Origin of the sequence: Paracoccus yeei ATCC BAA-599, assembly GCF_000622145.1 — a bacterium.
Classification (GTDB): domain Bacteria; phylum Pseudomonadota; class Alphaproteobacteria; order Rhodobacterales; family Rhodobacteraceae; genus Paracoccus; species Paracoccus yeei.
The window spans coordinates 138,591-159,507 of record NZ_JHWH01000001.1 but is presented as its reverse complement, the minus strand read 5'-3'; the positions used below and the strand labels follow the sequence as shown (position 1 = coordinate 159,507).

Below are 20,917 nucleotides of genomic sequence, written 5' to 3'. Positions count from 1 at the left end.
GCCGTCCGGCCGCAGAGGTCGAACGGCTTTTGCCGGCGATTTTCGGTCTTTGCCATTCGGTGCAGGAAACCGCGCTGGCCCTGGCGATGGGGCGGGACGCCCCGGATCCGGCGCCATTGCATCGCGATATGATCCGCGATCACCTGGCCAAGCTGTTTCTGCAATGGCCACCGCTTTTGGGCCTCTCGCCGCATGCGCTTCCGCAGGGATGGACCGGCGGGGGCGAGGCATTGCGGCAGGCGCTGTTCGGCGGCCCTGAGTTGTTCGCAGCCGATGCCTTGACCGACTGGCTGAACGCGGGTCGTGGCCTGGCCCCGCTGCTTGGCAGGATCGCCGAGGCCTTCGCCCCGCATGAGGCCGAGGCGGATCTGCCGCCTTTCGACCCGGCGACAGCGTTCTCTGACAGGCCGGTCGACAACAGCGTGCTGACCCGTCATCGCGCGCATCCGCTGGTGCAATCCGCGCTGGCCGGATGGGGGGCGGGGCCGCTGGCCCATGTTCTGGCGCGGCTTGTCGACCTGGATGCGCTGTCGCGCGGGAACGGCCCCACCCCGCGCCGATTGGCCGATGGTACGGCGCTGGTGCCCTGTTCGCGCGGGATTTGCACCCTGCAGATGTCGGTCGAGGCGGGGACTGTCACGCGCTTTCACCGCCGCACCCCCACCGACCACCTTCTGATGCCCGGTGGCCTGCTTGAGGCAGCACTGGTGCGGCTGCCCGCCGGCAAGGCGGGGCTCGCGCCGCTTCTGGTTTCGGTGCTGGATCCCTGTATCCCGGTCAACCTCGGGGGCGAAGATGCATGAGATGTCGCTTTGCGAGGGCATCCGCCAGATCGTCGAGGATCAGGCCCGCGCCCATGGCTTTGCCCGCGTCACAAGACTCAGGCTGGAGATCGGCCGCTTTGCCGGCGTCGAAAGGCCCGCACTGGCCTTTGCCTTTGATGTGGTGATGCGCGGTAGCCCGGCCGAAGGGGCGGTGCTCGACATGATCGACTTGCCCGGGCGGGCAATGTGTTTCGACTGCGCGACGGCGGTCGAGATCGACGACCGGCTGGCTCCCTGTCCCTTGTGTGGCGGCGGCAGGTTGCTGCCCGAAGGCGGCGATGAGATGCGGATACGCGATATGGAGGTGATCTGATGTGTACTGTCTGTGGTTGCAGCGAGACGGTCCTGGTGGACGGGCGCGAGATCAGCCATGACGAGGCGCACCGGCTGGGCCTTGCCCATAACCATCACCATCACGGTCATGACCATGACCATGACCATGACCATGGACACGCACACGGCCACCGGCATGCCCATCACGGCAGCGATCATCACCATTACGGCCAGGGGGCGGCGGGCGTCTCGGTGCCCGGTCTGTCACAGGCGCGGCTGATCGAGGTCGAAACCTCGATCCTTGCGAAGAACGATCAGATCGCACAGGCCAATCGCCGGGTGCTGACCGCACTCCGGGCGCTGGCCGTCAACCTCGTCTCCTCGCCCGGCTCGGGCAAGACCACGCTTCTGTGCAAGACGATCGCGATGCTGGGCGCCCAGCCGCTGGCGGTGATCGAGGGCGACCAGCAGACCGAGGCGGATGCCGACCGCATCCGCGCCACCGGCGCGCGGGCGGTGCAGGTGAATACGGGCAAGGGCTGTCATCTGGACGCGCAGATGGTGGCGAATGCCATGGACAGCCTGCGCCTTGTCCCCGGCTCGATGCTGTTCATCGAAAATGTCGGCAATCTGGTTTGCCCGGCGGCGTTCGATCTGGGCGAGGATGCCAAGGTTGCGATCCTTTCGGTGACCGAGGGCGAGGACAAGCCGCTGAAATATCCCGACATGTTCACCGCAGCACGGCTGGCCATCCTGAACAAGACCGACCTGGTGCCACATTGCGACGCCGATCTGGGCGCCTACGAGGCCAATCTGCGCAGGGTCAATCCGCAGATCGGTATCTTGCGGGTTTCGGCCCGCACCGGTGAGGGAATGCAGGACTGGCTCAGCTGGCTGAAAAGCGCGCTGGCGGCAAAGGCCTGAAACGATGCGCGAGAGCCGCCCCTCTGTCCTGTTGATCGACGACGAGCCGCATTCACTGGCCTCGATGCGGATGGCGCTGGAGGATGAGTTCGACATCCTGACCGCGTCGGATACCCGCACAGGCTCGGCGATCATGGCCGATGAATGGGTTCAGGTCGTGATCTGCGACCAGCGAATGCCGGGGCAGACGGGGGTGGAGTTTCTGGCGCAGGTGCGCGAGCGCTGGCCCGAAACGGTGCGCCTGCTGATCACCGGCTATACGGATCCCGAAGCGATGGCGGCTGCAATCAACGATGCGGGCGTGCATCAGTTCGTGCAGAAGCCCTGGCATCCCGATCATCTGCTGGTCTGTGTCCGCAACGCGGCGAGGCTGTTTCAGTTGGCCCGGGACAATGAACGGATGGCGCTGGAAATGCGGCATCTGACCTCGACGGCGGAAAGCCGGCTGGCCAAGAGACGGCGCGCGCTGATCGACGGCATGGGGTTCGAAAGCGTCTTGCGCAGTCCGCAGTCGCCGATGAACGCAGTCGTGACGGCGGCTCGGCAGTTCGCCGCCTTCGACGTGCCGGTCCTGCTGACCGGGGAACCCGCCACCGGCAAGGCGCAACTGGCGCGCGCCATGCATATGGCGTCCTTGCGCTCGGACCGGCCGTTCCTGTCGCTGAACCTTGCCGGCATGCCCGAGGATTTGATCGCCATCGAGCTTTTGGGGGCCAAGCGGGGCGTTGTGCCCGGGGGCACCAGCCGGATCGGGCTGTTTCAGAAAGCGGATCGAGGCACGCTGTATCTTGCCGGTGTCGAAACCCTCTCGCCGGCGATGCAGCTGGTGCTGCTGCGGGTCTTGCGGCAGGGGGCCTTTACTCCTGTCGGCGGGCAGGAAGTCGTGACCAGCAATCTGCGGCTGATGGCAGGGGCGGGCTGCGACCCGGCCGCCCTGGTGGCCGAGGGCCGCTTTCGCCCCGATCTTTACTATGCGCTTGCGGTGGCCGAACTGACCTTGCCGCCCCTGCGCCAGAGACGGGGGGATGTGGCGCTTCTGGCGCAGCATATCCTGATCGATCTGGCGGCCCGGCACGGCAAGCTGGTGCATGGCTTTGACGTGGCCGCGCTGGAGTTTCTGGAAAACTACGACTGGCCCGGCAACATCGCCGAATTGTCGAACGAGATCAACCGCATGCTGATCTTCGCGCAGGACAGCGTCCTTGGGGCAGATCTGATTTCGCGGGCGATCCTCCAGGGGCCGCCTTCCGAGACCGGGGCAGATCGCTCGGCGCAGGCGGTGCTGACCGGGGACGGCACGCTCAAGGACCGGGTGGAACTGATCGAGATGCGTATCCTGCGCGAGACGCTGACCCGGCATCGCTGGAACAAGAGCCGCGCCGCCGCCGAGTTGGGGCTAAGCCGTGTCGGGCTGCGCGCCAAGCTGGACCGCTACGGGATCACCGATCCATCCGATCGGTTGTCGCAAGACGAGGAAGAGGAATAAGGCCATGTGTCTGGGTATACCGGGGCAGATCACCGCCATTACGGACGAGGCTCGGCTGATGGCCATGGCCGAGGTGTCCGGTGTGCGGCGCGAGGTCAATGTCGCCTGCGTGGCCGACGGCCCCTTGAACCTGCTGATCGGGGAGTGGGTGCTGATCCATGTCGGATTCGCCATGAGCCGCATAGACGCCGATGAGGCTGCCCGCACTCTGGCCGCGTTGCACGACCTGGGCGAGGCGCAGGAGGCGCTCGAGCAGATGGCCGAGGCTGACCGGGAGCTTGCGCGATGAAATATGCCAGCGAGTTCCGCGACCCGAAGGCCGCCCGCGCGCTGCTGGCCGCGATTGCGCGGCGCTGCGACGAATTGGGGGCATCACGCGAACAGCCGATCCACGTCATGGAGATCTGCGGCGGCCATACCCATTCGATCTTCCGGTACGGGCTGGACCGGCTGGTCCATCCCGGGATCGAGTTCATCCATGGCCCCGGCTGTCCGGTCTGCGTGTTGCCTCGCTCTCGGGTGGATGAGGCCATTCAGATCGCCCGCCGGCCCGGCGTGATCTTCACGACGTTCGGCGATGCGATGCGGGTGCCCGGCCGGGACATGTCGCTTTTGCAGGCCCGCGCCGCCGGGGCCGACGTGCGGATGGTCTATAGTCCGCTCGACGCTCTGGCGCTGGCGCGGGCCAATCCGGCGCGTGAGGTCGTGTTCTTCGGGCTGGGGTTCGAGACCACCACCCCTTCGACCGCGCTGGCCATTCAACAGGCCGCACGTGAGGGGCTGGCGAATTTCAGCGTGTTTTGCAATCACATCACGGTGCCCGAACCGATCCGGGTGCTGCTGGATGATCCGCATATGGTGCTGGACGGGTTCATCGGGCCGGGCCATGTTTCCATGGTGGTCGGGATCCATCCCTATGACTTCATTCCCCAAGACTATCACAAGCCGATCGTCGTCGCGGGATTTGAGCCCACCGACCTTTTGCAATCGGTGTTGATGGTGCTTGATCAGATCGCCACACAGCGGGCCGAGGTCGAGAACCAATATGCCCGCGTCGTACCCGAACACGGCAACCCGGTCAGTCTTGCGGCCATTGCCGATGTCTACGAGCGTCGCCCCAGCTTCGAATGGCGTGGTCTGGGCGAGATCGATGCCTCGGGCCTGCGAATCCGCGAGGTCTATCGCGCCTATGACGCCGAGGCGAGGTTCGGCATCGGCTATGGCACCGTCCGGCAGGTTCTGCCCGAGCCCGAGGGCTGTGCCTGTGGGGCGGTCATGACGGGGCGGATGAAGCCCACGACCTGCCCGCAATTCGGCACGGGATGCACGCCCGAGACGCCGCTGGGCGCATTGATGGTCAGTTCCGAAGGCGCCTGCGCAGCCTATTGGCAATATGGCGGGGCCCGCGGATCGGTTCGTGATCCGGTTGCCGCCAGCCAGGCCGGCCGGGGGCAACCATGAACGCCCCGCATCCCGTCGCCCTGCGCGATACCCATGTCACGCTGTCCCACGGAGGCGGCGGCAAGGCGATGCGCGACCTGATCGAGGCCGTATTCCTGCCCGCATTCGGGCCCGGCTCGGGCGAGGATCAGGCCCGGCTGATGGACGGGGCCTTGCGCACGCCCGGCGCGCGGCTGGCCTTTACCTCGGACAGTTTCGTGGTCACGCCGGCGGAATTCCCCGGAGGGGACATTGGCAAGCTCGCGGTTTGCGGGACGGTCAACGATCTTGCTGTCGGGGGCGCGCGGCCGCTCTGGCTCTCGGCGGCCTTCATCATCGAGGAAGGGTTCGAAATCGCGACGCTGCGCCGGATCGTGGCGAGCATGGCGCATGAGGCGAAAAGGGCGGGGGTCGGCATCGTCACCGGAGATACCAAGGTCGTCGGGCGTGGGCAGGCGGACGGGATCTTCATCACCACCTCGGGGGTGGGGGTGATCGCAGGCGATTGCGATCTGGCGGCGCGGCATATCCGGCCGGGCGACGTGGCGCTGGTCAACGGTGTGCTGGGCGACCATGGCGCGGCAATCCTGGCCGCCCGCGGGGATCTTGCGCTGTCAACGGATCTGCAGTCGGATTGTCAGGGCCTCGGGCATCTCATGGCGGCCGTGATCGCCGCTGCGCCGGGGACGCGGGCCGCGCGCGATGCGACGAGAGGCGGGCTCGCATCGGCCCTGAACGAAATGGCGATTGCGGCGGGTGTCGGGGTCGAGATCGACGAAGCGGCACTGCCGCTGCGCCCCGAGGTCTGTGGCATGTGCGAAATCCTTGGCCTCGATCCGCTCTATCTCGCGAATGAAGGCACCCTGGTGGCCTTCGTCCCGGAAGCCGAGGCGCAACGGGCTCTGGCCGCGATGCGGTCCTGCCCGGAAGGGCAGGGCGCCAGGATCATCGGGCGCGCCGTCTCCGATCACCCGGGTCAGGTCAGGATGCGCACGGTCTTCGGCAGCCAGCGTGTCGTGGATATGTTGCTGGGCGAACAACTGCCCCGGATCTGCTGATCGGGTCGACCTGGGGCTGGACCGAAAGCCTTTCATTCTTCAATCCCGGCCGCGCCGTGCGGCTGCTTCAAGATTTTGCAACCAGCCCCTTGAAACCGGTACGGCGGTCTCTAAATGCATTTTCGCAGGTGGCCCTGATGGGTGCCTGGGCCGGATAAACCGGCAATATCAGATGCTTGTACCCATATTGCTCAATGGAGGATGTGGCTATGAGAACCACGTTTGACTTTACGCCGCTTTTCCGGTCGAGCGTTGGCTTCGACCGGATCCTGGCCGCGCTTGAGGCGGCGTCCCGCAGGGATGGGACCGACAGCTGGCCCCCCTATGACATCGCGCGTGTCGATGAAGACAGCTACCGCATCACCATGGCGGTCGCCGGCTTCCGCGAGAGCGATCTGACCCTGACGCAGAATGGCAATGTGCTGATCGTCACCGGCCGCAAGGAAGGGGACGAGAAGGCCCAATACCTGCATCGCGGCATCCCCGCCGACAGCTTCGAGCGTCGGTTCGAGTTGGCCGACTATGTGCGGGTGGAGGGTGCCTCGCTGGTGGATGGTCTTCTGGAGGTGTCGCTGAAGCGCGAAATTCCGGAAGAGAAGAAACCCCGCCGCATCGAGATCGCGCAAGCGTCCAAGGCCGGGGTCGATACCCCGCGCCTGACGACGACCCAGGCCTCGGAAAAGCAGCCCGAGCCGGTTGCCGCCTGATCGGCCAGCCCCTGAGCTAATCCGCAAAAGCCCCTGCGCATCGGTAATCCCGATGCGCAGATCGCAGCGATCACTTCAGGAATGTAGGAGGTAAAGATGAGCGTAAAGGATCTGATCCCGCAAAGCTGGACGCGCAATCTGCCATGGTGGCGTGATCGGGACACTCCGCCACCGGCCCAATGGCGCGAGGAGCCCCGCGACCCTTTCGTGACGTTTCACCGCGAGATGAACCGTCTCTTCGACGACTTCTTCCGCTCTTTCGACACCCGCTTGCCGGCCTTTTCTGGTATTGGGGCGGGTTTGGGGACCGGGTGGACCGGCGCGACCTGGCCCAGCGTCGAGATCTCTGAGACGGATGGCGCGATCCGCGTGTCGGCGGAGTTGCCGGGCCTTGAAGAGAAGGATGTCGAGGTCCTGCTTGAGGACGGGCTGCTGACCCTGCGGGGCGAAAAGTCCAGCACCACCGAGGATCGCGAACGGCAGTTCTCGGAGCGCGTCTACGGACGGTTCGAGAGGCGCATTCCACTGCCTTCGGGCATTGACGAGGCGGCGGTCGAGGCCGGTTTCCACAACGGTGTGCTGACCGTCACCCTGCCCAAGACCGAGGCCGCTCAGGCGCAGGTGAAACGCATTCCCCTGAAAACCTGAAAACCTGAAAGACTGGAGGGCCGGCACAGCCCGGCCCGCCGCTTCCCCTGTTGTGCGCAATGGAGGAAAAGATGCAGCTTTTGAACGCAGATACTTTTTCCGCTGCCCCAGGTTTGGGAATGTCGGGGACGGGCGAGGCGGCATGGGCCTCGGCGTTGCCGTCCGATGCAGTGGCCCATATCTGGAAGCCCGCACGATCGGCCACGACATCGGGGCGCGCCCGGGCCAAGGCGTGGCGTCTGCGAATTGAGCGGCGGCGCGCACCCTGGATCGACCCGCTGATGGGATGGACGTCTGGCGACGACACCGCATCTCAGGTCGAGTTGTCCTTCCCCAGCGTCGAATCCGCGATCCATCATGCACGCCGGCTGGGGATCGCGTATCAGGTTCACATGCCGCCCGGCATGGTCGGAAATGCTCGTGCCGCGTCCCGAACGGCCCGACCTGAACCGCATGACAGCTCGGACGCCCCGGAGATGCCGCTGGCGGCGTAATGAAGTTCACCGAATGATCAGAAGAACCCTGAGCGGTGACTGGATCGCGAATCGTGAACATGTCGGCTACCGTATCGGTGCCGCGGGTGTCATTGTGGCTGGCCTCCTGCTGGCTCCGCTGCCGATGACGATGGCGTTGCCGACCGCGGCCTTCTGGAACATTATGCTGACTGGCGTCACCGCTCGTCGCATGCGCATGGTTGTTGTGGTCGGGTCACGAACCGGCTGACCGGCTGCTGCTGCACGTCGGCCTCTGGCTCGGCGCCGGCCCATGGATGACAGAGGTCGGCTATCCCGTCTGGCTTGCCGTGCTGCATGTCATCGCGGCTTTGGCGCTGATCGTTTGGTCCGGGCTGCTGCGCACTATCGCCGGCAGTTCTATCCTGGTTATCCAGTCGATCCCGGTGCTGATGATCCTGTTCATGTCCTATTACGGGCTGACGCTGATGGGGCTGAAAATTCCGCCGCTGCTGGCAGCCTCGGCCTCGCTCGCGATCTATGTCTCGGCCTATCTGGCAGAGATCTGGCGCGGCGCGATTCAGGCTGTGCCCTATCAGCAATGGGAGGCATCGTCCTCGCTGGCGATGAGCCGGGCGCAGCAATACCGCCATATCATCCTGCCGCAGGCGCTGCGGATCTCCCTGATATAGGCCCAGGCTGTAAATCCTCACGCCCGTCCTGTTGCCGCAGAAAGGGAATAGGTGGACGACCTTTACCCCGTCCGCAGCAACACCAAGTCGCGTCCACGGACTAATTCTCAGACAGGGCTTGCGCCCCCGGACCTGTGGCGCTAATACCCCCGCCAGTGCCGCCTTAGCTCAGTTGGTTAGAGCGCTAGATTGTGGATCTAGAGGTCCCCCGTTCGAGCCGGGGAGGCGGTACCATCCTTCCCCCTTTTTCTCTCCGCCCATGGCAGCGCGCGCAGTTGCGGCGCCGGTCCCAGCGGAATCGGACCCAGGCTGGCGCGCCCATCGGAAAACAGGATGGGCAGGCGCAGCTCGTCCGGTGCCGGCGCCGGCCAGTTCGCGGTTTCCCCAGCCGCGGTTTCGGGCAGGGGCATGGTCGACACGGCGCGCAGCATGGTGCCGGCCAGACGGCGGGCATTCTCGGGGATCAGCCCGGCTGCGGCGCCGGCCTCGATCAGCCCGTTCGCGTCGCGGGTGTAAAGCGCGACCAAGCCTTGGGCGCGGCCCTGCGCGTCGGCGGCCAACTGCCCGACCGCCCGGGCGGACAGGTCGCCCAGCCGCAGCTCTGCCCCGTCGATCCGCAGGCCCGCGACCTGCGGCGGCGCGGCCGAGGCCAGCGCGGCGGGGGCGGGCACCGCGTCCAGCCAGACGACTCCCCGTGCCGTCAGCGACACGGGGTCCGGAAGCGCGGCGGGCACAAGCGCCGAAACCGCCGCCGGATCCAGCCGCGCCACGGCCAGATCGACGCCGTATGCCGCCCGGGCCTGGGGCGGCGCGCCGGCGCCGAGGGCGAAGGATCGGGCGTCCAGCGCCACCCGCTCGGCCAGCGGCCGGCCTGCCAGCGCCACCGCCCCCGAGGCCAGATGCACCCGCCCCGGCGCCAGCCCCGCCAGCGGCCGCAGCGCCATACTGGCCTGCGGATCGGTCAGGGACAGCGCGACCGACCCCGCTCCCGCGTCCAGGGTCAGATCCGGGGGCAGGGACAGGACCAGCCGGGCAGGCGACAGGGGCGAGGCCCAAAGCGTCGCATGGGGCGCCGAAACCCGGCCCATCGGCAGCGTCGCGACGGGCGCTTCAAGCCGTACGCCGATCCGCGCCGGGTCGCGCAGCGGCAGAACCTGGCCTGCGGCAAGGCCGTTGCCGGCCTGGGTCATCCGGCGCAACTGCTGCGCCAGCAAGACCTCGCCCCCCATCCAGACGAGCCCGACGATCAGGGTCAGGGCGATCAGCAGGCGTATCATAAGGCGCATCGTCTTTCCCTGACATCCCGCCCGGACCGGGGCGGCTTGGAACGGCCGCCATCCTGTCCTAAGTCTGGGCCGTGGGAAAGACCGGCATCCGGAGGGTCGTGCAAGCGTGATCGAGCAGGCGGAACATTGGGTCTTTGCCTATGGCTCGCTGATGTGGGACCCGGGCTTTCCGGTGGCCGAGTCGGTCCCGGCCCGTCTTGACGGCTATGTCCGCCGGTTTTGCCTGCTGTCCGTCGTCTATCGCGGAACGGTCGACAGCCCCGGCCTGGTCCTGGCCCTGGATCAGGAGCCGGGGGCCGGCTGCGTCGGCCTGGCACTGCGCGTCGCCCCGGACGACTGGCCCGAGACGCTGCGCGGCCTTCGCGACCGCGAACTGACCACGAACGCCTATGAGGAGCACGTTCTGCCCGTGACCCTGGCGGACGGACGCGCGGTCATGGCGACGGCCTATGTCATCCGGCGCGATCACCATCAATACGCGGGACGCATGGATCTGGACGCGCAGGCCCGGATCATCGCCCGCGCGGTGGGCGGGCGGGGACCGAACGCCGAATACCTGTTCAACACCGCCGCCCATCTGGACGCCATGGGGGTCGAGGACATCGACATGGCGGCCCTGGCGGGGCTCGTGCGCGGGCTGATCGTCAAGCCGGCCCCGCCCGCCGGCGGAAATTCCTGAGACTTTTTAACCAGCCTGCCGTCAACGGCTTGCATCATCCGGCCCGGCCCGTACACTCGGCCCCGAACGCCAAGAACGGGGGCCGGATTGTCCCGACCAGATACGGAAATGCCCGGCGACACGCCGGAAGGCGGCACCCCAAGGCAGGGCCGGGCCGAACGGCTGAGCGCGATGCGGCCCGCGCGCCGCATGGGACGCGAAGCCAGCGATCCGCATTTCTCGCAGCCGGTGCGGCAGGTCGTGCTGATGCTGATCGTGCTGGCGCTGGTGGGGACGGGGGGTTGGTTCGCCTATCGCCAGATCCTGCCGATCTTTGCCGCCAACCCGCTGCTCAACGGGGCGATCCTGCTGGTCTTTGCGCTGGGGGTGCTGACCTGCTTCTGGCAGGTGGCGCAGCTGATCAACTCGGTCAGCTGGATCGAACGCTTTGCCGCAGGCCGTCTGGGCTATGGCCCGATGGATGAGACCGCGCCCGACGCCGCGCCGCGCCTGCTGGCGCCCCTGGCGGCGCTTTTGGGCGCACGGGGACCGGTCGGGGGGGCGATCTCGACCGAATCCGCGCGTTCGATCCTGGAATCGGTCGCGACCCGCATCGACGAGGCGCGCGACATCACGCGCTATCTGGCGAACCTGCTGATCTTCCTTGGGCTGCTGGGTACGTTCTATGGGCTTGCGACGACCGTGCCGGCCATCGTGGACACCATCCGGACCCTGGCCCCCGACCAGGGCGAAAGCGGGGTTCAGGTCTTTGACAAGCTGATGCACGGGCTGGAAACCCAGCTTGGCGGCATGGCGACGGCCTTTTCCAGCTCGCTTCTGGGCCTTGCCGGATCGCTGGTCGTGGGGCTGCTGGAACTGTTCGCCAGCCACGGCCAGAACCGCTTCTACCGCGAGCTTGAGGAGTGGCTGTCCAGCTTTACCCGCATCGGCCTGTCGGGCGGCGAAGGCGGGCTGGACCAGGCGGCTCTGGTCGATTTCCTGGAAGGGCTGAATGCCCAGTTTGCCGGGCTTCAGGATTACTACGCCAGCCGCGACACCCTGCGCGACGAAGAGGCGTCGCAGGCCGACGCCCGCTCGGTCGCGCTGGCGGACGGGGTCGAACGCCTGGCTGGCCTGATCGGGTCCGACCGCGACATGCTGGCAAGCCAGCTCGCCGCCGACCGCCAGGCCCATGCCCAGGCCCAGGACAGGCTGGCCGCCGCCCTGTCGCGCCTGGCCGAGGCGCAAGAGGGGCTGAACGACCGGCTGGCCCAGCCCGTCCGCGACCCCGATCTTGCGGCGCTGGTCGCCTCGCTGTCATCGGGGTTCGAGCGGCTGGCCCAAGGCCAGGAACGCCTGCTGGCCTCTGCCCCCGACCGCGCGGCCGAGGATCGGCTGTTCGAGGATCTGACCGCCGGGCTTGAACAGGCCTTCGCGCGCTTTGCCGACGGGCAGGACCGGCTGGTCGCGCTGGCGGGCACGGTGCCGCAGGTCAGCCTGCCGCCGGACGCGGCCCAGGCGCTGGCGCGGCTTGCGGAGGGGCAGGGCGGCCACGATCCGGGGCTGGCGCGCGCGCTGAACCGCCTGGCCGAGGGGCAGGCGCGGCTGGCCGAACTGGCCGAGGCACGGCCCGGCGTCCCGCAGGACGACCCCGAGGCGCGGATGCGCCTGCGCTCGATCGACGTGCAGCTGGGCCGGCTGCTCGAGGAAAGCGCCGCCGGCCGCGACGGGCTGATCGCGGAACTGCGCGAGGACATGGCCGCCCTGACCCGCGCCATCCGGGCGCTCGAGGGCCGGGCCGCGGATGGGCGCCATGGGGCTTAGCCGGGGCGGGCGCGAACGGTTCTCGGCCACGATCTGGCCGGGCTTCGTCGATGCCATGTCGACGCTGCTGCTGGTGCTGATCTTTGCGCTGACCATTTTCATGGTGCTGCAATCGGTGCTGCGCGAAAGGATCACCACCCAGGACAGCGAATTGCAGCAATTGGGCGACCGGGTCGCGGCCCTCAGCCAGGCGCTGTCCACCGCGCAGGGGCAGGCGGCGGCGCTGGACCGCGACCTTGCCGCCGAACGGGCGCGGCTGCGCGCGTCCGAGGCCGCCGTAGCGGCCGCCCGGACCGAGGTCGACGCCCAGGCCGAGGCGGCCCGGCTGGCTGCCGCCCGGCGCGAGGCGCTCGAGGCGCTGCTGGCCGACCTGCGGCGGCAGAACGCCGACACCGCTGGCCAGCTTGACCAGACCCGCCAGAAACTTTCCGAAGCCGAGGCCGGGCGGTTGGCCGACGCCGCCGCGGCGCAGGCCCTGCGCGAGCGTCTGGACAAGGCCGATGCCGAACTGACCGCCAGCACGCTTGCGCTGGACGAGGCGCGGCGCAAGGCCGAGGAAACGCTGACCCTGCTGGCCGCCGCCGAAGCGGCCAAGACGGACCTGTCGCAGCGCGTCGACGCCCAGACTTCCGAGGCCGAGCGGCAAAAGGGCCTGCTGGCGCTGGCCCAGCAGAAGCTGTCCGAACAAGAGGCGCTGTCGACCGAGGAGCAGCGCCGCGTGGCCTTGCTGAACCAGCAGGTCGCGCAGCTGAACGACCAGCTTGGCAGTCTGCGCTCGGTCCTCGAGGCGGCGGGAGAGGACAAGCGCGCCGCCGACCTGCGGGCCGAGGACCTGGGCCGGCAGCTGAACGTCGCCCTGGTCCGCGCCGCCGAGGAGGAACGCAAGCGCCGCGCGCTGGAGGAGGAGGCCCGCACCAAGGCCGAGGCCGAGGCCCGCGACCTGGCGCGCTATCGCTCCGAGTTCTTCGGCCGGCTGTCGCAGATCCTGGAAGGGCGCGAAGGCGTGCGTGTCGTGGGCGACCGCTTCGTCTTTTCCTCGGAAGTGCTGTTTCCGGCGGGCGAGGCCACGCTGTCGGACGAAGGCAAGGCCCAGATCGCCCGCGTGACCCATTTGCTGGACCAGATCTCGGCCGAGATTCCGCCGGAAATCGACTGGATCATCCGGGTGGACGGGCATACGGACAGCCAGCCCCTGTCCGGCCTGGGCCGCTATCGCGACAACTGGGAGCTCAGCCAAGCGCGCGCGCTGTCGGTGGTGCGCTACATGGTCGACGATCTGGGCTTTGCCGCGAACCGGCTGCTGCCAGCGGGCTTTGCCGACACCCGGCCGGTATCGACCGGCACCAGCCCCGAGGCGCTGGCGCAAAACCGGCGGATCGAACTGAAGCTGACGGAACGCTAGGTCCGCCGAAGGGTGGGCGAACGCGCGCCCGGTCCCGGGTCAGGTGGCGGCGGGCGCGGGTTCGCGGGGCGGCCGGCCGATCACTTCGCGCAGCGCATCCAGTTCGATGAAATTGTCCGCCTGCCGGCGCAGTTCGTCCGCGATCATCGGCGGCTGGCTGCGCATGGTCGACACGACCGAGACACGGACGCCCTGACGTTGCAACGCCTCGACCAGCGGGCGAAAGTCACCGTCGCCGGAAAACAGCACCGCATGGTCAAGCCGGGGGGCAAGCTCCATCGCGTTTACGACCAGTTCGACATCCATGTTGCCCTTGACCTTGCGGCGGCCCATGCTGTCCGTGTATTCCCGCGCCGGCTTGGTCACCATCGAAAAGCCGTTGTAGTGCAGCCAGTCCACCAGCGGGCGGATCGGCGAATAGTCCTCGTTTTCCAGCAGCGCAGTGTAGTAATAGGCACGGATCAGCTTGCCGCGGCGCTCGAATTCCTGTCGCAGCAACTTGTAATCAATATCGAAACCCAGCGACTTTGCGGCTGCATAGAGATTCGACCCGTCGATGAACAATGCCAGCCGGTCGTCCTTGTAAAACACGATGCCCTCGATATGCCTGAGAAAAGATTTCCGAGCGAGACGTTAGCCTTGGTCGCCTTCGGCGGAAACCTACCTAGTTTGGCAGGTTCGACGCAGGTAACCCTGCTTAGCGCCTTGCGCGATATTGTGAATTCTCCGCAAATCCGTGTGATCGCGGTCAGTCGGCTTTGGCAATCGCCGGCCTGGCCGGCCGGCAGTGGCCCTGATTATACAAATGGTGCCTTCGCCGCAAAAACAAGCCTCGGAGCCGAGGAAACCCTTGCTTTTTTGCACGACATCGAGGCGGCGCGGGGCAGGGTGCGCGACGGTCGACGCTGGGGCGCGCGGGGGATTGATCTGGACCTGATCGCCTGGGGCGACCGCGTGCTGCCTGACGTCGCGTCGCATGACGCCTGGCGGGGCTTGCCCCCCGAGGATCAGGCCCGACAGGCGCCTGACAGGCTGATCCTGCCGCATCCGCGCATGCAGGATCGCGGTTTCGTGCTGGCCCCTCTGGCCGAGATCGCGCCGGGCTGGGTCCATCCGCGGCTGGGGCAAAGCGTGGCGCAGATGCTTGCGGCCTTGCCAGCGGCGGCCCTGGACGGTATGAAACCTCTGACAGCTTGACATTCCCGGGGTGATTGCCGAAATATCCGGCTTCGCCCTGCTCCCTGATTCCAAGCCAAAGGTGACCGATGGCCCGCGTGACAGTCGAAGATTGCGTCGACAAGGTTCCGAACCGTTTTGATCTTGTGATGCTGGCCGCCTATCGCGCCCGCGAGATCGCCGCCGGCAGCGCGCTGACGGTGGACCGCGACAATGACAAGAACCCCGTCGTCTCGCTGCGCGAGATCGCGGACGAAACCCAGCCCGTGGACGAGCTGCGCGAGCGCATGATCGAGGCGACCCAGACCCAGATCGAGGTCGACGAGCCCGAAGAGGACGCGATGGCGCTGCTGCTGGGTGCCGAGATCGACCGGCCCAAGCCCGTCGACGAGGAATCCGAAGAACGCATGCTGCGCATGATGCTGGAAGCCAACAGCCGCGGCTGAGCAGGGATCGGGGTTTTCGGCAGCAAATGATCGACGTCGAAGACCTTGTCGCGCTTGTCCGCAACTACAACCCGCGCACCAACGCAGACCTGATCCGCGACGCCTACGAATACGGGCGTCGCATGCACGAAGGCCAGTTCCGCCATTCGGGCGAGCCCTATTTCACCCACCCCGTCGCCGTCGCCGCCATCCTGACGGAAATGCGGCTGGACGATGCGACGATCATCACCGCGCTTCTGCACGACACGATCGAGGACACGCGTTCGACTTGGGCCGAGGTGGCGCAGATGTTCGGGCGCGAGATCGCCGATCTGGTGGACGGCGTCACCAAGCTGACCAACCTGCAGCTGTCCGGCGCCCATTCCAAGCAGGCCGAGAATTTCCGCAAGCTGTTCATGGCCATGTCGCGCGATCTTCGCGTTATCCTGGTCAAGCTGGCCGACCGGCTGCACAACATGCGCACCATCAAGTCGATGCGCCCCGAGAAGCAGCAGCAGAAGGCGCGCGAGACGATGGACATCTATGCGCCGCTGGCCGGGCGCATGGGCATGCAATGGATGCGCGAAGAACTTGAGGACCTGGCCTTCAAGGTCATCAACCCCGAGGCGCGCAACTCGATCATCCGCCGCTTCGTCAGCCTGCAGCGCGAATCCGGGGACGTGATCCCCAAGATCACCGCCGACATCCGCGCCGAACTGGAACGCGAGGCGATCGAGGCCGATGTCTATGGCCGCGCGAAAAAGCCCTTCAGCATCTGGCGCAAGATGCAGGAAAAGCAGCTTTCCTTTTCGCGCCTGTCCGACATCTACGGCTTCCGCATCATCACCCGGACCGAGGCAGACTGCTATCGCACCCTGGGCGTCATCCACCATCGCTGGCGCGCCGTGCCTGGCCGGTTCAAGGATTACATCAGCCAGCCCAAGGCCAACGGCTACCGCTCGATCCACACCACGGTGTCGGGGCGCGACGGCAAGCGGGTCGAGGTGCAGATCCGCACCCGGCAGATGCACGAGGTGGCCGAGGCCGGCGTCGCGGCGCATTGGGCCTATCGCGACGGCGTGCGCACGGAAAACCCCTTTGCCGTGGATCCGGGCGAATGGATCGCCAGCCTGACCGAACGTTTCGGCGAGGAGGACCACGACGAGTTCCTCGAGCATGTGAAGCTCGAGATGTATTCCGACCAGGTCTTCTGCTTCTCGCCCAAGGGCGACGTGATCCCCCTGCCCAAGGGGGCGACGCCGATCGATTTCGCCTATGCGATCCACACCCGGCTGGGCAATTCCTGCGTCGGCGCCAAGGTGGACGGCATCCGCGTGCCGCTGTGGACGCGGCTGAAGAACGGCCAGTCGGTCGAGATCATCGCCGCCTCGGGGCAGCGGCCGCAGCCGACCTGGCTGGACATCGTGGTGACCGGCCGCGCCAAGGCCGCAATCCGGCGCAGCCTGCGGCAAGAGGACCGGACGCGCTTCATCAAGCTGGGGTCGGAACTGGTGCGCGTGGCCTTCGAACATGTCGGCCGCCGGGTGACGGACAAGGCGCTGCGCACCGCCGCCCGGACCATGGCGCTGTCCGATACGGACGAACTGCTGGCCCGCATCGGCAGCGCCGAGATTTCGGCGCATGAGGTGCTGTCGACGCTTTACCCCGAACTCGCCGCCAAACGATCCGAGATCGACGCCAGGCGCGCCGTCGCCGGGCTCGAGGCCGATCAGGAATTCACCCGTGCGCCCTGCTGCAACCCGCTGCCGGGCGAACGCATCGTCGGCATCACCTATCGCGGCAAGGGCGTCGTCATCCACGCCATCGACTGCCCCGTCCTGGCCGAGTTCGAGGACAGCCCGGACCGCTGGGTCGATCTGCAATGGCGCGAAGGCCAGCATCCGCCGGCCTATTCCACCAACCTGTCGCTGACCATCCGCAACGATGCGGGCGTGCTGGGCCGGATCTGCTCGCTGATCGGGGGGCAGGGGGCCAATATCTCGGATCTGGAATTCGTGGATCGCAAGCCCGACTTCTATCGCCTGCGGGTCGAGGTCGAGCTGCGCGACAGCGAACACCTGCATGCCCTGCTGACCGCGCTCGAGGCCGAGCAGGACGTGGCCCAGGTCGGCCGCATCCGCGACCCTTCGGCGCATATGCACTAGACCCCCAGCCGGTCCCGCAGCGCGTACCAGGACATGCCCGCGACAAGCAACGGCCAGCGCAGCATCGCGCCCCCCGGAAAGGGCGGGTGGGGCAGGGCGGCCATGGCGTCGAACCCGTCGGACTGGCCCTGGATGGCATCGGCCATCAGCTTGCCGGCCAGGCAGGCCAGCGCCAGCCCGTGCCCCGAATAGCCGCTGGCCGACAGGCAGTTCGGCGCGGGACGGATGAAGCAGGGCATCCGGTTCATGGTGATCGCCAGCGTGCCGCCCCAGGCGTGCGTCAGCTTGACGTCGGCCAGTGTCGGATAGATCTGCAGCAGCGGCTTTCTGACCTTGGCGAAGATGTCGGCGGGAAAGCGATAGCTGACGTTTTCGCCCCCGCCAAAGATCAGCCGCCCTTCGGGGTCCAGCCGCCAGTAGTTCACCACGAACTTGGTGTCATGGACGCCGATGGGCCGGGTCAGGACCTCTGCCGCGCGCGGCCCCAGGGGCTCGGTTGCGACGATGAAATTGTTGATCGGCATGACGCGGGCCGCCACCTTCGGCTCCAGATCGCCCAGATAGCCGTTCGCGGCCAGGATCAGCTGATCGCAAAGCACGCGGCCCCGGCGGGTCTGCACCACGGTCGGCGTGGTGGCGGTGCCGTGAACGACGGCCACGACCTCGGCCCGTTCATGGATCGCGGCGCCTGCGGCATCGGCCAGCCGCGCGATGCCCAGCGCCAGGTTCAGGGGATGCAGGTGGCCCGCGCCCCTGTCCAGCTCGCCCGCGACATAGGCGTCCGAAGGCACCAGCGCCCGGAACGCCTCGCGGTCCAGCGCCTCGATGCGATCATAGCCGTAATCCCGCGCGAGCCTGTCGATCAGCCCCCTGGCATGGCCGAATTCGGCGCGCGTCCTGAAGGCATGGGCGATGCCGTCCGTCACCGGCACGCCGGCGCGGGCCGCCAGGTCGCGGGTCAGGGCCTTGGCCGCCTCGGCCAGGTCCCACAAGCGTCGCGCAGCCTCGCGCCCCGCCATCCGCTCCAGCTCGTCGACCTCGAGCCGCTGGCCCGAACCCAGTTGACCGCCATTGCGCCCCGAGGCGCCGAAACCCACCCGATGCGCCTCGAGCAGGACGACCCGCCGCCCGGCCTCGGCCAGATGCAGCGCGGCGGAAAGCCCGGTATAGCCGCCGCCGATCACGCAAACATCGGTCCGCACCTCGCCCTCCAGCGGCGGGAACGCCGGCGTGGGATCGCACGTCTGCGCATAAAGGCTTGGCGGATATTCCCCGGGTCGGTCGTTCTTGTGCAGCAGATTCATCGGGTTTTCACTGTTTTCCAAATACCCGGACGACCCGCCAGCCTGGAGGCGCGGCGCCCGCCGGTTCAGACGTTCAGCAGCAGATGCTCGCGCTCCCATGGGCTGATGACTTGCAGGAATTCCTTGTATTCGTTGCGCTTGACCGCCTGATAGACGGCCAGGAACTCGGCCCCCAGCACGTCGCGCATCGGCGCGCTTTCGTCCATCAGGTCCAGCGCGTCGCCCAGGTTATAGGGCAGTTCGTCCTCGGACATATAGGCGTCGCCCAGGCATTCGGCGCGGGGCATTTCCTGTTCCACCAGCCCCAGATAGCCGCAGGCCAGGCTGGCGGCGAGGCCCAGATAGGGGTTGCAGTCCATCCCCGCCAGCCGGTTCTCGATCCGCCGCGCCTCGGGCCCCGAAATCGGCACGCGCAGGCCTGTGGTGCGGTTGTCGCGGCCCCATTCCAGGTTGATGGGCGCGGCAAAGTCGGGGACATAGCGGCGATAGCTGTTCACATAGGGCGCCAGCAGCGCCACGGCGGCGGGCAGATGGCGCTGCATGCCGGCGATGAAATGCAGGAACTCGGGCGTCTCGCGGCCCTGCTCGTCGGAAAAGATGTTGTCGCCTGAATTCACGCCCACCACGGAATGGTGGATGTGCATGGCGCTGCCCGGTTCGCCCTCGATGGGCTTGGCCATGAAGGTGGCGAAACAGTCGTGGCGCAGCGCCGCCTCGCGGATCAGACGCTTGAAGAAAAAGATCTGGTCGGCCAGATGCACCGGATCGCCGTGGTTCAGGTTGATCTCGACCTGGCCCGCGCCGCCTTCCTGCAGGATGCCGTCGATCTCGAAGCCCTGTGCCTCGGCGAAATCATAGATGTCGTCGATGACCTTGCCGTATTCGTCCACCGCCGACATGGAATAGGCCTGCTTGGCGGCGGCGCGGCGGCCGGTGCGGCCCATCGGCGGCACGATGGGCTGGTTCGGGTCGATATTGCGCGCGGTCAGGAAGAATTCCATCTCGGGGGCGACGATCGGTTTCCAGCCCTTCTGCCGATAAAGCTCGACCACGCGCTTCAGCACGTTGCGCGGCGCGATCGGGACGGGATTGCCGGACTGGTCGCTGACGTCGTGGATCACCTGCAAGGTGACGTCGGCCGTCCAGGGCGCGGCGGTCGCGGTGCTGAAATCCGGCGTCAGGATCATGTCGGGTTCGGTGAACGCGCCGTTCGGGTTGTCGGCCCAGTCCCCCGTGATCGTCTGCAGGAAGATCGAATTCGGCAGATAGAACCGCTCCTGATGGGCGAATTTCGACGCGGGCATCGCCTTGCCGCGCGCGACGCCGGCGATGTCGGCGACGATGCATTCCACCTCGTCCAGCCGGCGGCCGGCGACATAGTCCTGGGTGGCCTGCGGGGTTTCCTCGATCCAATGGGGCTTCATGCGGCACCCCGGGCAAGGGTGCGGGGGGCCTTGAAGAAGGCCTCGATCCGGTCGGCGATCAGCTTGGACTGGGCGGCGTCATCCATGTGCGTCAGGGCCTCGGCCACCAGTTCCGAGGGCACCGTGTCGCTGCGGTGCTCGATCAGGCCGTGGATCATGGCGTCGTCGAACTCGGGATGGGCCTGGACCGTAAAGGCCCGGTCGCCATAGACCAGCGCCGCATTCGTGCAGAACCCGCTGGAGGCCACGACCCGCGCATCCTGCGGCCGTTCCACCACCTGATCCTGGTGCCAGGCGTTCAGCGTGACCGTCTCGCCGTCGAAATCATAGGCTTGCGGTCCGATGGACCAGCCGCCGGGAAATTTCTCGACCCGGCCGCCTAGGGCCTGGGCGATGATCTGGTGGCCAAAGCAGATGCCGACCAGCGGCACCCCCGCCGCATAGGCGCGGCGGATGAAGTCCTCGAGCGGGGGGATGAAGGCGTGCTCCTCGTACGTGCCGTGGCGCGAGCCGGTCAGCAGCCAGCCGTCGGCCTCGTGGACCGAGGCGGGAAATTCCATCGCCTCGACGTGCCAGCTGGCAAAGTCGAAGCCCCGCCCGGCCAGAAGCCGTTCGAACATTGTGTCGTAATCGCCCAATTCGCCGCGAAGGACTTCGGGCGACTGACCGCATTTCAGGATGCCGATGCGCATGATTGGCCTGTCGATTGTTCGCGTCCAAGGGTAGTCGCCCGGCGCCGGGCGGGCAAG

At 67.2% G+C, this 20,917-nt stretch carries 22 protein-coding genes, 1 tRNA gene and 1 pseudogene; 19 read left to right on the top strand and 5 right to left on the bottom strand.

All coding sequences use genetic code 11. From position 1 onward, the window contains the following. Positions 1-86: 86 nt before the first annotated feature. The 13 genes from BU28_RS0100770 to BU28_RS0100715 all read left to right on the top strand — a co-directional run bounded on the left by BU28_RS0100770 (position 87) and on the right by BU28_RS0100715 (position 8,738). The gene (locus BU28_RS0100770; protein ID WP_155992513.1) at positions 87-803 is read left to right on the top strand and encodes a hypothetical protein; all 717 of its coding nucleotides are present in this window, start codon (positions 87-89) and stop codon (positions 801-803) included. Further along, positions 796-1,137, top strand: coding sequence for a hydrogenase maturation nickel metallochaperone HypA (gene hypA, locus BU28_RS0100765; protein WP_028717744.1), 342 nt, complete (start codon positions 796-798; stop codon positions 1,135-1,137). Before BU28_RS0100770 ends, hypA begins: the two co-directional genes overlap by 8 nt. After that, positions 1,137-2,021: a hydrogenase nickel incorporation protein HypB gene (hypB, locus tag BU28_RS0100760; protein WP_028717743.1), complete on the top strand. Its 885-nt coding sequence runs from the start codon at positions 1,137-1,139 to the stop codon at positions 2,019-2,021. Before hypA ends, hypB begins: the two co-directional genes overlap by 1 nt. A gap of 4 nt (positions 2,022-2,025) precedes the next feature. Continuing rightward, entirely contained in the window at positions 2,026-3,507 is a 1,482-nt protein-coding gene (locus BU28_RS0100755; RefSeq protein ID WP_028717742.1) for a sigma-54-dependent transcriptional regulator, read from the top strand. 4 nt (positions 3,508-3,511) lie between these two features. Next, on the top strand, positions 3,512-3,796 hold the full coding sequence (locus BU28_RS0100750; protein ID WP_028717741.1) for a HypC/HybG/HupF family hydrogenase formation chaperone: 285 nt from the start codon (positions 3,512-3,514) through the stop codon (positions 3,794-3,796). Continuing rightward, positions 3,793-4,968 (top strand): hydrogenase formation protein HypD, encoded by a 1,176-nt coding sequence (gene hypD, locus BU28_RS21695; RefSeq protein ID WP_051577652.1) that lies wholly within the window; start codon positions 3,793-3,795, stop codon positions 4,966-4,968. The genes BU28_RS0100750 and hypD overlap by 4 nt, the downstream gene beginning before the upstream one ends. Next, positions 4,965-6,005 (top strand): hydrogenase expression/formation protein HypE, encoded by a 1,041-nt coding sequence (hypE, locus tag BU28_RS0100740; protein WP_028717740.1) that lies wholly within the window; start codon positions 4,965-4,967, stop codon positions 6,003-6,005. Before hypD ends, hypE begins: the two co-directional genes overlap by 4 nt. 209 nt (positions 6,006-6,214) lie before the next feature. Next, a complete protein-coding gene (locus BU28_RS0100735) occupies positions 6,215-6,712 on the top strand; it encodes an Hsp20 family protein (protein ID WP_028717739.1) in 498 nt (165 codons plus the stop codon). A 96-nt stretch (positions 6,713-6,808) separates the two neighbouring features. Continuing rightward, positions 6,809-7,360 carry an Hsp20/alpha crystallin family protein gene (locus BU28_RS0100730; protein WP_028717738.1) on the top strand — a complete coding sequence of 184 codons (552 nt, stop codon included), beginning with the start codon at positions 6,809-6,811 and terminating at the stop codon, positions 7,358-7,360. A gap of 71 nt (positions 7,361-7,431) precedes the next feature. Beyond that, positions 7,432-7,854, top strand: coding sequence for an NADH dehydrogenase ubiquinone Fe-S protein 4 (locus tag BU28_RS24420; RefSeq protein ID WP_198944946.1), 423 nt, complete (start codon positions 7,432-7,434; stop codon positions 7,852-7,854). A 13-nt stretch (positions 7,855-7,867) separates the two neighbouring features. Continuing rightward, positions 7,868-8,083, top strand: a complete 216-nt coding sequence (locus BU28_RS0100725) for a hypothetical protein (protein ID WP_028717737.1) — start codon at positions 7,868-7,870, stop codon at positions 8,081-8,083. Positions 8,084-8,129: 46 nt separating this feature from the next. Next, on the top strand, positions 8,130-8,504 hold the full coding sequence (locus BU28_RS21690; protein ID WP_081791250.1) for an ABC transporter permease subunit: 375 nt from the start codon (positions 8,130-8,132) through the stop codon (positions 8,502-8,504). 157 nt (positions 8,505-8,661) lie between these two features. Next, positions 8,662-8,738: transfer RNA gene (locus BU28_RS0100715), tRNA-His, on the top strand. Here BU28_RS0100715 and BU28_RS24415 read toward each other — a convergent pair. Beyond that, positions 8,702-9,790 carry a DUF2125 domain-containing protein gene (locus BU28_RS24415; RefSeq protein WP_081791240.1) on the bottom strand — a complete coding sequence of 363 codons (1,089 nt, stop codon included), beginning with the start codon at positions 9,788-9,790 and terminating at the stop codon, positions 8,702-8,704. The two genes, BU28_RS0100715 and BU28_RS24415, sit on opposite strands and share 37 nt — an antisense overlap. A gap of 106 nt (positions 9,791-9,896) precedes the next feature. Between BU28_RS24415 and BU28_RS0100705 the strand changes: the two genes are divergently transcribed. The 3 genes and pseudogenes from BU28_RS0100705 to BU28_RS0100695 all read left to right on the top strand — a co-directional run bounded on the left by BU28_RS0100705 (position 9,897) and on the right by BU28_RS0100695 (position 13,674). After that, positions 9,897-10,469 (top strand): gamma-glutamylcyclotransferase, encoded by a 573-nt coding sequence (locus BU28_RS0100705; protein WP_028717735.1) that lies wholly within the window; start codon positions 9,897-9,899, stop codon positions 10,467-10,469. Positions 10,470-10,658: 189 nt separating this feature from the next. Next, positions 10,659-11,591: pseudogene (locus BU28_RS26180) on the top strand (hypothetical protein); the annotation flags it as partial. Between the two features lie 670 nt (positions 11,592-12,261). Further along, a complete protein-coding gene (locus tag BU28_RS0100695; RefSeq protein ID WP_028717733.1) occupies positions 12,262-13,674 on the top strand; it encodes a peptidoglycan -binding protein in 1,413 nt (470 codons plus the stop codon). A gap of 39 nt (positions 13,675-13,713) precedes the next feature. On the opposite strand, the gene BU28_RS0100690 is transcribed toward BU28_RS0100695, so the two are convergent. Next, positions 13,714-14,265, bottom strand: a complete 552-nt coding sequence (locus tag BU28_RS0100690; protein WP_028717732.1) for a LabA-like NYN domain-containing protein — start codon at positions 14,263-14,265, stop codon at positions 13,714-13,716. A 12-nt stretch (positions 14,266-14,277) separates the two neighbouring features. Here BU28_RS0100690 and folK point away from each other — a divergent pair, with 12 nt between their 5' ends. The 3 genes from folK to BU28_RS0100675 all read left to right on the top strand — a co-directional run bounded on the left by folK (position 14,278) and on the right by BU28_RS0100675 (position 17,440). Beyond that, on the top strand, positions 14,278-14,871 hold the full coding sequence (folK, locus tag BU28_RS24410; RefSeq protein WP_028717731.1) for a 2-amino-4-hydroxy-6-hydroxymethyldihydropteridine diphosphokinase: 594 nt from the start codon (positions 14,278-14,280) through the stop codon (positions 14,869-14,871). Between the two features lie 68 nt (positions 14,872-14,939). Continuing rightward, the gene (gene rpoZ, locus BU28_RS0100680) at positions 14,940-15,296 is read left to right on the top strand and encodes a DNA-directed RNA polymerase subunit omega (protein ID WP_028717730.1); all 357 of its coding nucleotides are present in this window, start codon (positions 14,940-14,942) and stop codon (positions 15,294-15,296) included. A gap of 26 nt (positions 15,297-15,322) precedes the next feature. Then, entirely contained in the window at positions 15,323-17,440 is a 2,118-nt protein-coding gene (locus tag BU28_RS0100675) for a RelA/SpoT family protein (RefSeq protein ID WP_028717729.1), read from the top strand. Here BU28_RS0100675 and BU28_RS0100670 read toward each other — a convergent pair. The 3 genes from BU28_RS0100670 to BU28_RS0100660 all read right to left on the bottom strand — a co-directional run bounded on the left by BU28_RS0100670 (position 17,437) and on the right by BU28_RS0100660 (position 20,860). Beyond that, positions 17,437-18,744 (bottom strand): NAD(P)/FAD-dependent oxidoreductase, encoded by a 1,308-nt coding sequence (locus tag BU28_RS0100670; protein WP_028717728.1) that lies wholly within the window; start codon positions 18,742-18,744, stop codon positions 17,437-17,439. The genes BU28_RS0100675 and BU28_RS0100670 overlap by 4 nt on opposite strands. A 65-nt stretch (positions 18,745-18,809) precedes the next feature. Next, complete coding sequence (locus BU28_RS0100665) at positions 18,810-20,168, bottom strand: glutamine synthetase family protein (RefSeq protein WP_028717727.1); 1,359 nt, start codon at positions 20,166-20,168, stop codon at positions 18,810-18,812. Continuing rightward, a complete protein-coding gene (locus tag BU28_RS0100660; protein ID WP_028717726.1) occupies positions 20,165-20,860 on the bottom strand; it encodes a type 1 glutamine amidotransferase in 696 nt (231 codons plus the stop codon). Before BU28_RS0100660 ends, BU28_RS0100665 begins: the two co-directional genes overlap by 4 nt. Between the last annotated feature and the right edge of the window lie 57 nt (positions 20,861-20,917).

Bases quoted from the DNA above. Each gene is read 5' to 3' on its own strand.
- BU28_RS0100770 (WP_155992513.1), top strand. From the start codon at position 87: ATGGGGCGGGACGCCCCGGATCCGGCGCCATTGCATCGCGATATGATC.
- hypA (WP_028717744.1), top strand. From the start codon at position 796: ATGCATGAGATGTCGCTTTGCGAGGGCATCCGCCAGATCGTCGAGGAT.
- hypB (WP_028717743.1), top strand. From the start codon at position 1,137: ATGTGTACTGTCTGTGGTTGCAGCGAGACGGTCCTGGTGGACGGGCGC.
- BU28_RS0100755 (WP_028717742.1), top strand. From the start codon at position 2,026: ATGCGCGAGAGCCGCCCCTCTGTCCTGTTGATCGACGACGAGCCGCAT.
- BU28_RS0100750 (WP_028717741.1), top strand. From the start codon at position 3,512: ATGTGTCTGGGTATACCGGGGCAGATCACCGCCATTACGGACGAGGCT.
- hypD (WP_051577652.1), top strand. From the start codon at position 3,793: ATGAAATATGCCAGCGAGTTCCGCGACCCGAAGGCCGCCCGCGCGCTG.
- hypE (WP_028717740.1), top strand. From the start codon at position 4,965: ATGAACGCCCCGCATCCCGTCGCCCTGCGCGATACCCATGTCACGCTG.
- BU28_RS0100735 (WP_028717739.1), top strand. From the start codon at position 6,215: ATGAGAACCACGTTTGACTTTACGCCGCTTTTCCGGTCGAGCGTTGGC.
- BU28_RS0100730 (WP_028717738.1), top strand. From the start codon at position 6,809: ATGAGCGTAAAGGATCTGATCCCGCAAAGCTGGACGCGCAATCTGCCA.
- BU28_RS24420 (WP_198944946.1), top strand. From the start codon at position 7,432: ATGCAGCTTTTGAACGCAGATACTTTTTCCGCTGCCCCAGGTTTGGGA.
- BU28_RS0100725 (WP_028717737.1), top strand. From the start codon at position 7,868: ATGATCAGAAGAACCCTGAGCGGTGACTGGATCGCGAATCGTGAACAT.
- BU28_RS21690 (WP_081791250.1), top strand. From the start codon at position 8,130: ATGACAGAGGTCGGCTATCCCGTCTGGCTTGCCGTGCTGCATGTCATC.
- BU28_RS24415 (WP_081791240.1), bottom strand. From the start codon at position 9,790: ATGCGCCTTATGATACGCCTGCTGATCGCCCTGACCCTGATCGTCGGG.
- BU28_RS0100695 (WP_028717733.1), top strand. From the start codon at position 12,262: ATGGGGCTTAGCCGGGGCGGGCGCGAACGGTTCTCGGCCACGATCTGG.
- folK (WP_028717731.1), top strand. From the start codon at position 14,278: ATGCCTGAGAAAAGATTTCCGAGCGAGACGTTAGCCTTGGTCGCCTTC.
- rpoZ (WP_028717730.1), top strand. From the start codon at position 14,940: ATGGCCCGCGTGACAGTCGAAGATTGCGTCGACAAGGTTCCGAACCGT.
- BU28_RS0100675 (WP_028717729.1), top strand. From the start codon at position 15,323: ATGATCGACGTCGAAGACCTTGTCGCGCTTGTCCGCAACTACAACCCG.
- BU28_RS0100670 (WP_028717728.1), bottom strand. From the start codon at position 18,744: ATGAATCTGCTGCACAAGAACGACCGACCCGGGGAATATCCGCCAAGC.
- BU28_RS0100665 (WP_028717727.1), bottom strand. From the start codon at position 20,168: ATGAAGCCCCATTGGATCGAGGAAACCCCGCAGGCCACCCAGGACTAT.
- BU28_RS0100660 (WP_028717726.1), bottom strand. From the start codon at position 20,860: ATGCGCATCGGCATCCTGAAATGCGGTCAGTCGCCCGAAGTCCTTCGC.